At 67.3% G+C, this 13,444-nt stretch carries 14 protein-coding genes; 7 read left to right on the forward strand and 7 right to left on the reverse strand.

The genetic code is table 11. The features are described from left to right. Window positions 1-261 precede the first annotated feature (261 nt). Complete coding sequence (locus tag NOV65_RS10015) at window positions 262-1,446, forward strand: hypothetical protein (protein ID WP_257306320.1); 1,185 nt, start codon at window positions 262-264, stop codon at window positions 1,444-1,446. A 151-nt stretch (window positions 1,447-1,597) separates the two neighbouring features. Then, window positions 1,598-1,768: a hypothetical protein gene (locus NOV65_RS10020; protein WP_257306321.1), complete on the forward strand. Its 171-nt coding sequence runs from the start codon at window positions 1,598-1,600 to the stop codon at window positions 1,766-1,768. Window positions 1,769-1,772: 4 nt separating this feature from the next. Here NOV65_RS10020 and NOV65_RS10025 read toward each other — a convergent pair whose 3' ends face one another. Genes NOV65_RS10025 through NOV65_RS10040 form a run of 4 tightly spaced genes read right to left on the reverse strand, consistent with a single transcriptional unit; the run spans window position 1,773 to window position 6,873 of the window. Beyond that, complete coding sequence (locus NOV65_RS10025; RefSeq protein ID WP_257306322.1) at window positions 1,773-2,411, reverse strand: 3'-5' exonuclease; 639 nt, start codon at window positions 2,409-2,411, stop codon at window positions 1,773-1,775. After that, entirely contained in the window at window positions 2,408-2,833 is a 426-nt protein-coding gene (locus tag NOV65_RS10030) for a hypothetical protein (protein ID WP_257306323.1), read from the reverse strand. Before NOV65_RS10030 ends, NOV65_RS10025 begins: the two co-directional genes overlap by 4 nt. Before the next feature lie 52 nt (window positions 2,834-2,885). Further along, the gene (locus NOV65_RS15470; protein WP_306672080.1) at window positions 2,886-4,253 is read right to left on the reverse strand and encodes a polysaccharide deacetylase family protein; all 1,368 of its coding nucleotides are present in this window, start codon (window positions 4,251-4,253) and stop codon (window positions 2,886-2,888) included. Between the two features lies 1 nt (window position 4,254). After that, window positions 4,255-6,873: a valine--tRNA ligase gene (locus tag NOV65_RS10040; RefSeq protein ID WP_257306324.1), complete on the reverse strand. Its 2,619-nt coding sequence runs from the start codon at window positions 6,871-6,873 to the stop codon at window positions 4,255-4,257. Window positions 6,874-7,076: 203 nt separating this feature from the next. On the opposite strand from NOV65_RS10040, the gene NOV65_RS10045 reads away from it, so the two are divergent. The 4 genes from NOV65_RS10045 (at window position 7,077) to NOV65_RS10060 (ending at window position 9,105) form a co-directional block, all read left to right on the forward strand. After that, window positions 7,077-7,436, forward strand: a complete 360-nt coding sequence (locus tag NOV65_RS10045) for a cytochrome c3 family protein (RefSeq protein WP_257306325.1) — start codon at window positions 7,077-7,079, stop codon at window positions 7,434-7,436. 55 nt (window positions 7,437-7,491) lie between these two features. Continuing rightward, complete coding sequence (locus tag NOV65_RS10050) at window positions 7,492-7,812, forward strand: aldo/keto reductase (protein WP_257306326.1); 321 nt, start codon at window positions 7,492-7,494, stop codon at window positions 7,810-7,812. Then, entirely contained in the window at window positions 7,773-8,288 is a 516-nt protein-coding gene (locus tag NOV65_RS10055) for an aldo/keto reductase (protein WP_257306327.1), read from the forward strand. The genes NOV65_RS10050 and NOV65_RS10055 overlap by 40 nt, the downstream gene beginning before the upstream one ends. A gap of 172 nt (window positions 8,289-8,460) precedes the next feature. Next, window positions 8,461-9,105, forward strand: coding sequence for an efflux RND transporter periplasmic adaptor subunit (locus tag NOV65_RS10060; protein ID WP_257306328.1), 645 nt, complete (start codon window positions 8,461-8,463; stop codon window positions 9,103-9,105). Window positions 9,106-9,146: 41 nt separating this feature from the next. Here NOV65_RS10060 and NOV65_RS10065 read toward each other — a convergent pair whose 3' ends face one another. From NOV65_RS10065 to bioB, 3 genes are all read right to left on the reverse strand, one after another. After that, entirely contained in the window at window positions 9,147-9,392 is a 246-nt protein-coding gene (locus tag NOV65_RS10065; protein ID WP_257306329.1) for a CDGSH iron-sulfur domain-containing protein, read from the reverse strand. A 72-nt stretch (window positions 9,393-9,464) separates the two neighbouring features. Next, the gene (locus NOV65_RS10070) at window positions 9,465-10,130 is read right to left on the reverse strand and encodes a hemerythrin domain-containing protein (protein ID WP_257306330.1); all 666 of its coding nucleotides are present in this window, start codon (window positions 10,128-10,130) and stop codon (window positions 9,465-9,467) included. A gap of 5 nt (window positions 10,131-10,135) precedes the next feature. Beyond that, window positions 10,136-11,086 (reverse strand): biotin synthase BioB, encoded by a 951-nt coding sequence (gene bioB / locus NOV65_RS10075; RefSeq protein WP_257306331.1) that lies wholly within the window; start codon window positions 11,084-11,086, stop codon window positions 10,136-10,138. Between the two features lie 217 nt (window positions 11,087-11,303). Here bioB and NOV65_RS10080 point away from each other — a divergent pair, with 217 nt between their 5' ends. After that, window positions 11,304-13,430, forward strand: coding sequence for an alpha-ketoacid dehydrogenase subunit alpha/beta (locus NOV65_RS10080; protein WP_257306332.1), 2,127 nt, complete (start codon window positions 11,304-11,306; stop codon window positions 13,428-13,430). Window positions 13,431-13,444: the final 14 nt, after the last annotated feature.

Raw genomic sequence — 13,444 nt, forward strand, 5'->3', positions numbered from 1 at the left:
GGGAACGCCTTGTCCAAACCACCCGCCCAGCGGGCCTCTGGAGGTTCAGTGCATCATCCTTCCCCGACTCGAACGATCTGGCGCCGGCTGTTGGCCGGCGCAGCGCTTCTCGCGGCCCTGGCTTGCGGTGGTGGGGGAGGCGGTGCCTCTGCGCCTGCGCCCGACACCTCCCGATCCTGGCGTGGGCCCCAGCGGCTGGAAACCAACCTCTTGGCTGATTCGTACTACCCCCAGGTGGCGGTGGACGATCAAGGACGCGCTTTGGTCGTCTGGTTCCGGCTGCTCAGCGGCTATGGCGACATCTGGGCGAAGGTCTATCAGCCTGGGGCAGGGTGGCAGCCGGAAGGCACCATCGAATCCCTGGATGGGGACGCCCGATATCCCGTGGTGGCCGTGAGCGGGAGCACCTTCTTTATGGCCTGGGAGCACCTGCTGCCAGGCTCGGTTTCGGTCATCTACGTGAGTCGGTACATTCCGGGCTCCGGGTGGGATGGCCCCCTGAAGATCAGCACGGGCACCACCGGGGCCAGCATGCCCGCCGTGGCCGTGGATGGCCGGGGGAATGCGCTGGTGGCCTGGACCCAGTTGAACGCCTCCAACTTCTATGAGGTACAGGCCTCCCGCTTCAATGCCGCCAGCGGGTACTGGGATGTTCCGACGCTCCTCGGGGCGAGCCCGGCGCTCGACAACTACAACCCCCGCGTGGCGATGGATCCCTCGGGCAATGGTGTGGTGGCCTGGAACCGCACGCCGGACATCACGAACGGTCCCGGCGCCATCTGTGCCGTTTCCTACAAGGCCGGCACCGGGTGGCAGATCCCGGCCTCCATTCCAAGCCTCCAGGCCGGCGTCGAAGGCGCGGATGACGCCTACGGCTGCTCACTGGCCATGAGTTCAGCCGGGGCGGTCCTGGGCTGGGCCGAGTCGGTCAGTGCCACCGGCTACCGGCCCTTTGCGCGGATCTGGAAGCCCAGCAGCGGCACCTGGTCCGCGGCCGCCACCATCACGAACGCCACCCTCGAGGGCTCTTCGCCTGAGGTGGCCATTGATGGCCAGGGGAAGGCCTATGCCGCCTGGGTGCAAAACTCCGGGGGGGCCTGGAACGACCTGTGTGTATCCAGCACCTCCACCACAGGGGCCTGGACGGCTGTGGCCCAGCCCCTCGACAACCTCTCCGGCGGGATTGCCTATCTGGCCCTCAACGTGAACCCGAGCGGCTTCGGGGTGGTGACCTGGCAGCAGATCTCCGGTCCAGTGGCCAGCATCTTCGCCTCCAACCTCAGCCCGACCGGAGAATGGGGCGCGAGCAGGCTGTTGGAAACGGATGACACGGGTCCCGCCTACGCGCCCGCAGTGCATGTCTCCACCGGTGGCAGCGCCATGGCCACCTGGTATCAGAAAGACGCCAACGGCATCCGTCACATCTACGCCAACAGCTGGAACTGAGCGGCTTCCCCGGGGCCGGGCCACGCCAGAAGGCGTGGCCCGGCCCTGCTTCCTTCCCAGGGCCGAGGAAGTGGGCGAGATCCATGCGGAGAGTGTGGCCACATCCGCTACCATGGCCGGGGTCGGCAGAATGCCGATGCGGAGGTTTCCTATGGCGGAAGACCTGAAGACGGCGGCGGCCTGGGCCAAGGACCTGGGCGTGCCCGAGAAGAAGCTCAAGGACGCCTTCAAGGTGGCCGGCATCGAGCCCGACGCCAAGAAGGGGGTCTGCGCCTACTACGGCAAGGCCTCCGCGGAGAAGGCGAAGAAGACTATCAAGTAGCGCCTCAGACCTTGTTCCAGGCCACCTCGCCGGCTGCGAGGAAAGCCTCCCCGTCCATGCCCCTGTCCTCGGCGCGCTGCAGGAGGTGCTGGAGGGCCTCGGCGGTGGCTTCGGCGTCCTGGAGGGCCCGGTGCGCCCGGGTGTTGGTGATGCCGAGAAAATCGCAAAGCTCGGCCAAGCTCCGCCGGGGCAGTTCGGGAATGAGCTTCTTGGCCAGCAGGCGGGTGCAGACGAGGCGGTGGCGGCGCCAGACGCCCTCCGGCAGCCAGGCTTTGAGAAAGCTGCCGTCATAGGGTGCGTGATGGGCCACCCAGATGCGGCCTTCCAGCTTCGGCACCAGCTTCAGTGCCACTTGCTCCCAGGGCGGCGCGCCCGCCAGCATGGGCAGGCTGATGCCCGTGAGGCGCTGGATCTCCTCGGGCAGGAAGCCCTGGATGGCGGCCAGGCTCGACCAGCGATCCTCCACCACCGGACCCGCGAGGCGCACCATGCCCACCTCGGTGATCTCGGAGGGCTGGATGAACCGCCCGTCCTTGCCCCAGCGGGCCTTGGGGCTGCCGCCCGTGGTCTCCAGATCCAGCACCGCGAAGCGCAGCTCCCGCAGCGCGGGGGAGCTGGTTTCGAGGAGAGGTTCCTGGGTCATGCGCTGACCAGGGTTTTCAGGCCGTCCCTGAAGAGCACATCCACCTTGCGGCCCATGCGCCGTTGCACGCGCCCCAGGCCGAAGCTGGGATGGTCCATCCAGGCGCCCTCTTCCCAGCGCTCGGCCACGGCGTAGGGCCTGGCTTGGGCGCCACCTTGTTCGCGGGCCAGGGCCTCCTGGAACTGGGACACCAGGGAGCCGGGCCGGGGCCCGCCGGCTTTCGCCGCAGAGGGGATCCGGGGGACGCGGGGCAGGGGCTCGGGCTTGGCCGCCCGGAATTTATGCACGGACCGGCAATTCCCACAGATGAGCCGGTCGGGCACGCCGTTGGTCACAGTCAGGACCTGGTGACGGGTCTCGCCGCCGCAACGCCCGCAAGGCGCATCCACATCCTGGCCAGCGTAGTAGGTCTTCATCGTCATCGTTTCAGATTAGCATCCGCTTTTCCGGGATGAGGAGACGGCCGGGCGGGTTTCAGGGCCTGTCCTCCACCCGGAGCCTCCCCTCGCCATCCAGCCCGGCGAAAGTGTAGCCCATGGCCCTGAGCTTCGGGATGAGCAAGGGCAGCACCTTTCCGGCCCGGTCATGGATGTCGTGGAAGAGGAGGATGCCCCGCTGCTCGTGGGCGATGGCCTTCAGCACACGGTCCGCCACGGAGCTGGGCACGGGATCGGCCCAGTCCAGGCTGTCGATGTTCCAGAGCACCGAGCGCAGATGGTACGCCTCCAGGGCCTGCAGCTGGAGCGGCGTGCGGGCGCCATAGGGGAAGCGGAAGAGCTGGCTGTGGGCTCCGGGAATGGCCCGGAGGAGCTGATCGGTCTCGCGGATCTCCAGGTCCAGCGGGGTGCCCGATTCTCTGCTGAGCTGGGCGTGGGTGTAGCTGTGGTTGCCCACGACGAAGCCGCTCCTGACCAGATCTTCCGTGTAGGCCGCCAGGGGGCCCAGCTTGATCTGCCCGGAGGCATCCTGGGAACCCAGGTTCCGGCCCACCTCGAAGAACAGAGCGGGCACATGTTCCTTCTCTAGGATGGCCTTGATCTCCTCGGTGTAGACCCGATGCGGTCCGTCATCGAAGCTGAGGATGAGCACTTTTTCGGGCAGCTCGGTGCCGTTGATCTCGCCGCTGCCGACCAGCCCGGCGGCCGGACTGGGGATGGCGGCGCCCTTCAGCAGGGTGTCCAGGGACAGGTGGCGCTGGAGTTCAGCCACGTAGGCGTTCCAGCTCTCCCGCTGGCCACCCCGGGCCGGGTGCCCCGGGCCTCCGAAGACCCGCTGGTACTCGGTCTCGACCAGGGCTTCCACGCGGTCCACTTCGGCGAGGTCCCGGGCCAGGCGCCGGTTGAGCAGCACGCCTCCGGGCGTGGTGTCGCCGCGGAGGGGTTTCTGGAGGACCCGCAAAGAATCCCGGAAGGCGAGGCGATCGAGCTCGAGCAGCTCCGGATCTGCCTCCATCCAGTCGAGCAGGGCGCCGACGACTGGATCGCGCTGGGCCGGTGGCTGGGCCGCGAGTCGAGTAAGTGCCCCGTTCAGCTGGTGCACCAGGTCCCGGCGCTCGTGGTGGAGGCGGTGACCCACGGCCAGGGCCTGTTCGAGGCCCGGTCCCTTGAGGTTTGCTTCGTCCGCGAAGAGCACGATGAGCTGGCGGTGCACCTGCAGGTCGGCCCGCAGGGCCTCCAGCAGGGGCGCGGTCCCCGGGGGCTCAGGATGGGTGGCGGCGTCCGCCAGGGTGGCTGCGGCGAGCAGGGGCGGCGGAGGAGTGGGCCGGACCTGCTGGCGCCGGATGGCCCGCACCCCCCCGACCGCCAGGGCCAGGAAGAGCAGGGGCAGGGCCTTCCGGATCATGTCAGGCCAGCAGCGCCTTCACCTGGGTGAGGCGCTGCTCCCTCTCTTCGGCCTGGCCGCGCAGCTTGGCTACGGCGGCTTCGGGGGCCTTGGTGACGAAGCTCTCGTCGGCCAGCCGGGCCCGCAGCGGTTCCAGTTCCTTCTCGAGCTTGGCCAGCTCCTTTTCCAGCTTGGCCTTTTCGGCCACCGGATCCTTGAGGCCAGCCAGTTCCAGGGCCACGGCGCCACCCGCCACCACGGCCACCGTGCGGGTGGGCGAGGCGAGATCATCCTTGGTGAACGTGACGGATTCCAGGCGGGCGATGGACTTCAGGGCTTCGGTGAAGGGCTCGAGTTCCACCAGGGAACAATAGGCCGGAACGCGCTTGGCGGGGTCCACACCCTGCTCGGCCTTGAGGCGCAGGAGAGCGGAAAGCACTTCCTGGAACTGGGGGATGATCGTGGCATCCCCACCCTGGAGCTGGAGGATCTTCTCCCCCACGGGCCAGGAGCGCTGGGCCAGGAGGGTGGGCTCCGAGGGCGGCAGGCGGGGCACGATCACCGCCTCGTGGATCTCCTCGGTGAGGAAGGGCACGAAGGGATGCAGGGCGCGCAGGAGGATGTCGAGGAAGTGCAGGATGGCGGCCTTCTGTCCTGCCGTGCCGCTCAGAAGCTGCACCTTGGCCAGCTCGATGTAGGTGGCGCAGAAATCGTCCCAGACCAGGTGGTAGAGCAGGTCCGAGGCCTCGTGGAAGCGGAACTCCTCAAGGGCCACGGTCACTTGCTGGAGCACGCCTCCCATTCTCTTGATCAACCAGAATTCGGCTTCGCCGAATTCTGGTTCGGTGGACAGCGTGATGTCCTCTCCCATGTTCATCTGCACGAACCGTGATGCGTTCCAGAGCTTGTTGCAGAAGTTCCTGGAGGCCTCGAGCCGGGCGGTGCTCATGGCGATGTCCGTGCCCGGGGCGGCCATGATGGCGAGCGAGAAACGCAGGGCATCCGTGCCGTACTCCTCCATGACTTCGAGGGGGTCGATGACGTTGCCCTTGGTCTTCGACATCTTCTGGCCGCTGGCATCGCGCACCAGGCTGTTGAAGTAGACCTTGCGGAAGGGCACGTCGCCCATCCACGTGAGGCCCGCCATGGCCATGCGCGCCACCCAGAAGAACAGGATGTCGTAGCCCGTGATGAGGACGCTCGTGGGGTAGTAGCGCTTCAGCTCCGCCGTCTCCTCGGGCCAGCCGAAGACGCTGAACGGCCACAGGGCCGACGAGAACCACGTATCCAACGTATCGGGGTCCTGAATCAGGTCTCCGGCTCCGCAGGCGCGACAGGCGGAGGGGGCCTCCATCTCCACATGAAGCTCGCCACACTTCGCGCAGGTCCAGGCGGGGATGCGATGGCCCCAGACCAGCTGGCGGCTGATGCACCAGTCCTGGATGTTGGTGAGCCAATGGGCCCACACGGCCGTGTGGTGCTCGGGCGTGAACTGGATGGCGCCGCTCTGGACGGCCTCCAAGGCCTTGGCGGCGGCCTCCTTCACATCCATGAACCACTGCTCGCTGACCAGGGGCTCCAGCACGGCGCCGCTGCGATCGCTGAGGCTGATCTTGTGGACGTAATCCTCCACCTTCACGAGGAAACCCTGTTCCTCGAGATCCGCCACCACGCGCTTGCGCGCCTCGAAGCGATCCAGACCGGCATAGGCTCCGGCGGCGGCGGTCATCTTGGCATCGAAGCCGATGATGGTGATGGACTCCAGCTTCAGGCGCTTGCCCGCGGCGAAGTCGTTGGGGTCGTGGGCGGGCGTCACCTTCACACAGCCGGTCCCGAAGGCGGGATCCACGAAGGCGTCGGCCACCACGGGGATCTGGCGACCTGTCAGGGGGTGGTTCATGAGCTTGCCGATCATCCCCCGGTAGCGCTCGTCATCGGGGTGCACGGCCACGGCTGTATCGCCCAGCATGGTCTCGGGGCGCGTGGTGGCGACCACGACGTTCCCGCTGCCGTCCGCCAGTGGATAGCGCAGGTACCAGAGCTTGCCCTTGCGCTCTTCGTATTTCACTTCCAGATCGCTGAGGGCGGTCTGAAGGGCCGGGTCCCACTGGATCATGCGGGGGCCGCGGTAGATGCGGCCGGCCTTGTAGCTTTCCACGAAGACCTTGCGCACGGCCTTGTTGAGGGCCGGATCGAGGGTGAAGCGGTTGCGGGTCCAGTCCACGGAGCAGCCCAGGCGTTTGAGCTGGTGCTCGATGGCGCCCTGGTTCTTCTCCTTCCAGTCCCAGATGCGCTGCTCGAAGGCGTCCCGGCCCAGCTTGTGGCGGTCGGTGCCCTCGGCCTTGAGCTGGCGCTCCACCATCATCTGGGTGGCGATGCCGGCGTGGTCCGTGCCCGGCACCCACAGGGCGTCGAAGCCCTGGGCCCGCTTGAAGCGCGTGAGCACGTCGTGGAGCGTGTTCACCAGGGCGTGGCCCATGTGCAGGTTGCCCGTGATATTGGGGGGGGGGATGACGATGGACCAGGGCTCCTTGCCGCTGGCGGGAGCGGCCTCGAAGGCCTTGGACTCCTCCCACACCGAGTACCAGCGGGTCTGCGCCGTCCTGAAATCGAAAGCCTTGTCCATCTCTCGCGTTGCCATCTTTTTCTTGCCTTTCCCGGCTCCAAATCGACTTCGCCGATTTGGAGGGATGTGAACGGAACTGCATCTGGAGCGGCCAGCCCAATGAATCAGTTTACCCGTGGGAGGACTGGCCTTCCAGGCAGGGGCTTCCAGGCGGAGCATCTTGAAAGTAATGGGATATCATGGTCATCATTACTTTTGCGGCAAGGATGGGAGGGCACATGCGTCTTCTGCGGATGGGGACTCTGGGGCTGTCGGGGCTGCTGGTCGCAGGGATCGGCCTGGCCCAGGAGCGGCCGCTGCCGGCGCCCCACATCAAGGCGAAGCTGATCTGCCACGACTGTCACCAGAAGGAGAAGCCCACCACGGCGGCGGTGCCGGACGAGGCCTGCATGGTCTGTCACGGCGACTATCCCGCGATGAAGGCGCTGACCAAGGACGCCAAGCCCAACCCCCACGCCCCTCCCCAGGCCTCGCCCCACGAGCCCTACCCCTGCACGGACTGCCACCGCCAGCACAAGCCGCCGGTGGTGAAATGCCTGGAATGCCACGAGGGGAAGTTTACCTTCAAGATCAAGTGAGCCTCTGCGAGCGGGTGATCGCCGCGGCGCCGTGGATTCCTGGCAGGGTGCCTGCATGGACTCCGCAGACACTCCTGAATGCCCCGTGACCCTGCAGCCGGACGGCGCGGCGCGGCTGGCGCTGGGGACCATGCGCCTGCTGGACTGGCATCTGGACCCTCGGGCCCTGGCGAGCTTCCTGGCCCAGGCCGCGGACGCGGGCGTGGGTGTCCTGGACACGGCCGGCATCTACGGCGCCGGGGAGGTGGAGCCCGCGCTGGGGGCGGCCTTCCGGGAGGCGCCGGGCTTGCGCGACCGCTTCCGCCTCGTGGGCAAGTGCGGCACCGGGGCGGGGAGGTGGCCGTCAAGCACTACGACACCTCCCGCGCCCACCTGACCGCCTCGGTGGACCGGACCTTGCGGTGTCTTGGAACCGACCACCTGGATCTCCTGCTCCTCCACCGGCCCGACCCACTTCTGGATCCGGACGATCTGGCCGGGACCTTCGCGGATCTACGGGCCTCGGGCCGGGTCCGCTCTTTCGGTTTGTCCAATTTCAGGCCTGCCCAGGCGGACCTCCTCCGGGCCCGCCTCAACCTGCCTCTGGTCGCGCACCAGGTGGAGGCCTCCCTCTGGCATCCCGATCCCGTGCTGGATGGGACGCTGGACCATGCCCGCCTCGCCGGCCTGACTCCCATGGCCTGGTCGCCCCTGGGAGGCGGTCGACCCGCACCGCCGATCCTTGGGGCCGCGCTCGAGCGCCTGGGCCGGTCGCTGGGGCTCACGCCGGCCCAGGTGGCCCTGGCCTGGCTGGCCCGCCATCCCGCCCGGATGCTGCCAGTGCTTGGCACGGGCCGCATCGAGCGGATCTGAGAGGGTGTGGCCGCGATGGCGACGGGCCTCGACCGCGGAGGCTGGTTCGAGCTGCTGGAGGCCGCCACCGGCCATGCGGTACCCTAGGAGGATGGGCTCCAGTCCTCGTCTCCTCTCTCTGTTCCTGGTCGGCCAGGCTCTCACTGCAGGAGGGCTGGTCCTGGATGGCCGGGTGCTTCCTTTCCGCCAGGTGGAGGTCAGTGCGCCGGTATCGAGCCGGATCACGGAAATGCGCGTGACGGAGGGTGAGGCCGTAAAGGCGGGTCAGCCTCTGGCCCAGCTCTACGGGAAGCTGGAAGAGCTCGAGATGCAGCGGGCCAAGGCCCTGCTCGAGCGCCGGGAGTTCGAGGCCAAGGGCGCAAAACGCCTCTACGACAGCAAGATCATCCCTGAGGCCCGGGCCCTGGAGTCGCGCATCGATCTGGAATTGGCGCGGCTTCAGTACGAGACCGCGGCAGAGCAGGTGCGGCTCCACACCATCGTGGCCCCCATGGATGGCGTGGTGGTGGCCCGGTACCACGAGGCAGGTGAGGCGGTATCTGGGGCCCAGCCGATGTTCCGCCTCATGGACCTGAGCCGGGTCATGATCCAGTGTGCCGTGAGCCCGGGGTTCCTGGCCGCGCTCACGCCCGGCCGCAAGGTACGGGTGCTCTTTCCCGATCCGGGTGGCACCATGAGCGCCGAGGGGGAGGTGGCCCTCGTGGACCCCTGCGCGGATGCCGCAGGCAAGGTCCGCGTGAAGGTGGTGGTGGCGAACCCGGAGGGACGGTTCCGCGCCGGGCTCAGGGCCCAGGTCATGGTTCCCGAGGCCCCCTGAAGAATCCTACAGGGGACCGCGACCTCCCACTCCCGGTTGGATCAGAGCTTCTTGTGGGTGCCGTCGCACATCGGCTTGGTGCCGCTGTGCTTGCAGCCACAGAACCACTTCGTCCCCGTGACATCAGCCGTGTAGGCCATGGGCACGAACGGCCCGCCCTTGTGGGAGCCGTCGCAGAAGGGCTGCTTCTTGCTGTTGCCGCAGGCGCACCAGTGGTAGGTCTTACCCGCTTCAACCTCCACCTGGTAGGGGCCCTTCTGGGCGATGTGGGGCGTGGGATCCGTCATGGCAATCCTCCTTGTCGGGGTGCCTTCGTTGGATAGCGGAATCCACTATACCCCCGCCCTCCTAATCGGGGCTCAATCACCCCCACCGCGCCGCTCCTCCATCTCCTCCCATTCCAGTTCGGTCCACCACTCGAACTCGAGGCCATCACAGGTGACGCCGAACGAGGGGCAGGCGATGCAGCCGTCGCCGCGGTGGACTTCCGCATCGTGCTGGGGTGGATAGATCGCGAGCAGGGCCAGGGCGCCTTCGCGGGCGGCAGCTTCGGCCCCGGTCATGGGGCGTGAGGGCAGGTCGCGCACGTGGAAGCGGCGCAGACGCTCCTCCCCTTCGGGGTACATGACTGAGTTCTCGGCGTCGATGTGCCGCCACAGGGAGCGGCTGTAGTCCACGGCCAGGGCTTCCATCCGCTGGCGGTCGGCTTCCGCCAGCTGCGGAGCACTCAGCAGGCCCTCCAGGCCATCCAGAAGCCCGGCCATGCGCCGGTGCTCGCCGGTGAGGGCGGCGATGGGGCCCCGGTCCGGGGGCAGTTCGGCCCGTTCCGCCAGGGCCTTGAAGAGCACTTCCTCCTCCTTGTGGTGGTGGAAGTCGCCGGCGAAGCGGCGGAAGAAGGCCATGAAGCGGGTGCCATCCGCGGGGTCGCCCTGGTCGGCGAGACGGGCGGTCACGAAGGCCCGGAGGGAGCCCAGCACCTGCTCGATGAGCTCGTGTTCCCTGCGGAGGTCGTCGATGAGCTTCATGATGCCTACAGCTTAACGGCGGCGCCCTCCACCCGCATGCCCAGGGCGTTCAACAGCCAGTGATCGTGGTTGCCGCCGGGGTTGGGCGTGGTGAGGAGCTTCTCGCCCGTGAAGATGGAATTGGCGCCCGCGAAGAAGCAGAGGGCCTGCAGCTCGTCGCTCATCTGGGTGCGGCCGGCGCTGAGGCGGATGCGGCTCTTGGGGAAGAGGATGCGGGCCGTGGCGATCATGCGTACGAGCTCGAGCGGGGGCAGAGGGTCCACGTTCGCCAACGGCGTGCCGTCCACTGCCACGAACTGGTTGATCGGAATACTTTCTGGGGCGGGTTCCAGCTCCGTCAGTTCCTGGAGGAAATGGATGCGCTGATCCACCGTTTCGCCCATGCCCACGATGCCGCCGGAGCACACTTCCAGACCTGCGGCGCGCACGGCGGCGATGGTCTCCAGGCGCTCGTCGAACTTTCGCGTGTGGATGATGGTCTCGTAGAAGTCGCGGCTGGAATCGATGTTGTGGTTGTAGACCTGGCAGCCCGAGGCCTTGAGGCGCCTGGCCTGGGCCTCGTTGAGCATGCCGAGGGTGACGCAGACCTCCATGCCCATGCCGGAGACGCCCTGCACCATGTCGAGCACGGCGTCGAAGTTGGCGTCGTCCTTCACCTCGCGCCAGGCGGCGCCCATGCAGTAGCGGGTCGAGCCGTTGGCCTTGGCCTCGGCGGCGCCGGCCAGCACCTTCTCCACATCCTTGAGCGGCTCGACCTTGAGCGCGGTCTGATAGCGGGCGCTCTGGGGACAGTAGGCGCAGTCCTCGGGGCACGCGCCGGTCTTGATGGAATCCAGGGTGCAGAACTGGATCTCCTCGGCGTTCCAGTGCTGCCGGTGGGCCGTGGCCGCCCGGTAGAGCAGCTCGGGCACGGGCAGATCGTGGATGGCTCGGATCTCGGCAGGGGACATGGGCATGGGCCACTCGCAAAGCGCCCATTCTATCCATAAGCATCGGCACGGCGATTTATCACCCATGGATCACTTATTGATCTGCACTGGTCTGTGTCGATCCTGGAAATTTGCCCAATGGGGTCGGGGGAATACCGGTGTAGACGGGTTATCCCGGGGCATGAGCCCCCCGTGCTAGATTGAGAAGCCCCGAATGGCTCAGAACCCCTTGTGAGGAGTGCCTTTGGCCGCCCGTTCCGACCTGTCAGCGCCCGCCACGACCCTGACCCGCGAGCAGCGCGTCCGGCTCTTCCGCACGATCTATGCGGCCCGCCGCATCGACGACAAAGAGATCATGGGCAAGCGCCAGAACAAGGTCTTCTTCCAGATCAACGGAGTGGGTCATGAGGCCATCCAGGCCGCGGCGGCGATGTGTTTCCGGCCTGGCCACGACTGGTTCTTCTTCTACTACCGCGACCGGGCCTTGGCCTACGGCCTGGGCTATTCGGCCAAGGAGATGTTCCTGGGTTCCGTGGGTTCGGTGGAGGACCCGGCCAGCGGTGGCCGCCAGATGCCCAGCCACTGGGGCCACCAGGGCCTGAACATCTTCACCACCTCCAGTCCCACCGGCAGCCAGTTCCTTCATGCCGTGGGCGCGGCAGAGGCGGTTGTGCGCGCCGAGCAGGGCGGTCTGCAGGAGCTGTTGGGCATCCCTTCCGACCAGGTGGCCCTGACCACGACGGGCGACGGGACCTGCAGCCAGGGCGAGTTCTGGGAAGCCGTCAGCAATGCCGTGAATCTGAAAGTTCCCGTGGTCTTCCTGGTGGAGGACAACGGCTACGCCATCAGCACCCCCAGCGAGGTGCAGTACCCCGGCGGCAACGTCGCCGCCCTCCTCAAGGGCTACGAAGCGCACGGTCTGCTGATCCTGGATGAGGTGGACGGCTGCGACCCCCTCGCCAGCTACGAGGCCATGAAGGCCGCCGTGGATCACGCCCGGGCCCGCAAGGGGCCGGCCCTGGTGCGGGCCAGGGTGATCCGCCCCTACAGCCATTCGCTCTCCGACGACGAGCAGCTCTACAAGTCCAAAGCTCAGCGGGAAGCCGAGGCTTTGCGGGATCCCGTGGCCGCCTTCGCCAACCAGCTGGTGGCCTGGGGCGATCTGAGCCCTGAGCAGCTCCAGATGCTGAAGGAGGAGGTGCAGGCCGAGATCGACTTCGCCTGGGAGGAGGCCGAGGCCGCCCCCAGACCCGCGCCGGGAAGCTTCTACCAGCATCTGTACAGCGAAGAGGTGGATCCCACCGCCGCCACCTTCGATACCGAACATGCGGCCGGAAACCAGGCGACCGGCACGAAGACGATGATCGATCTCATCAACGCCACGCTGAAGCATGAGATGGCGCGGGATCCGCGCATCCTCATCTTCGGCGAGGACGTGGCCGACGCCAGCCGGGACGAGATCCTCGGCGAGGTGAAGGGCAAGGGCGGTGTTTTCAAGGCCACCCACGGCCTCCAGAAGCAGTTCGGCAGCCACCGCGTCTACAACTCGCCCCTGGCCGAGGCCACGATCATCGGCCGGGCCATCGGCCTCGCCGCGCGGGGTTTCAAGCCCGTGGTGGAGATCCAGTTCTTCGACTACATCTGGCCCGCCATGCAGCAGCTCCGCGATGAGCTGGCCACCATCCGGTGGCGTTCCAACGGGGCCTTCAAAAGCCCCATGGTGGTGCGCGTGCCCATCGCGGGCTACCTCATGGGCGGAGCCACGTATCACAGCCAGTGCGGGGAGAGCACCTTCACCCACATCCCGGGTTTGAGGGTCGTCTGCCCCAGCACTGCCCTGGACGCCGCGGGCCTGCTGCGCACGGCCATCCGCTGCGATGATCCCGTGCTCTTCCTGGAGCCCAAGCACCTCTACCGGCAGACCCACAACAAGGGCAACGATCCCGGGCCGGACTTCACGATCCCCTTCGGCAAGGCCCGCATGGTGCGCGAGGGCACGAGCCTGTCCGTCATCACCTACGGGAACACCGTCCACCGCGCCGTCCAGGCCGCGCGGGAGGCGGAGAAGGAGGGCATCTCCGTCGAAATCCTGGATCTCCGCACGCTCAATCCCTACGACTGGGCGGCCATCGAGCGCACGGTGAAGAAGACCCACCGCGTGATCGTGGCCCACGAGGACACGCTCAGCTGGGGCTATGGCAGCGAGATCGCGGCCCGCATCGCCGACGAGCTGTTCTTCCATCTGGACGCCCCCGTGCGCCGGGTGGCGGCCAAGGACACCTGGGTGGCGTACTATCCGGCCCTGGAGGACGAGATCCTGCCTCAGCCCAAGGATTTCCTCGAGGCCTACCGGAAGCTCGCCGCGGTCTAAATCGGTCAGTCCCT

This window comes from Geothrix campi (genome assembly GCF_024609265.1).
Classification (GTDB): domain Bacteria; phylum Acidobacteriota; class Holophagae; order Holophagales; family Holophagaceae; genus Geothrix; species Geothrix campi.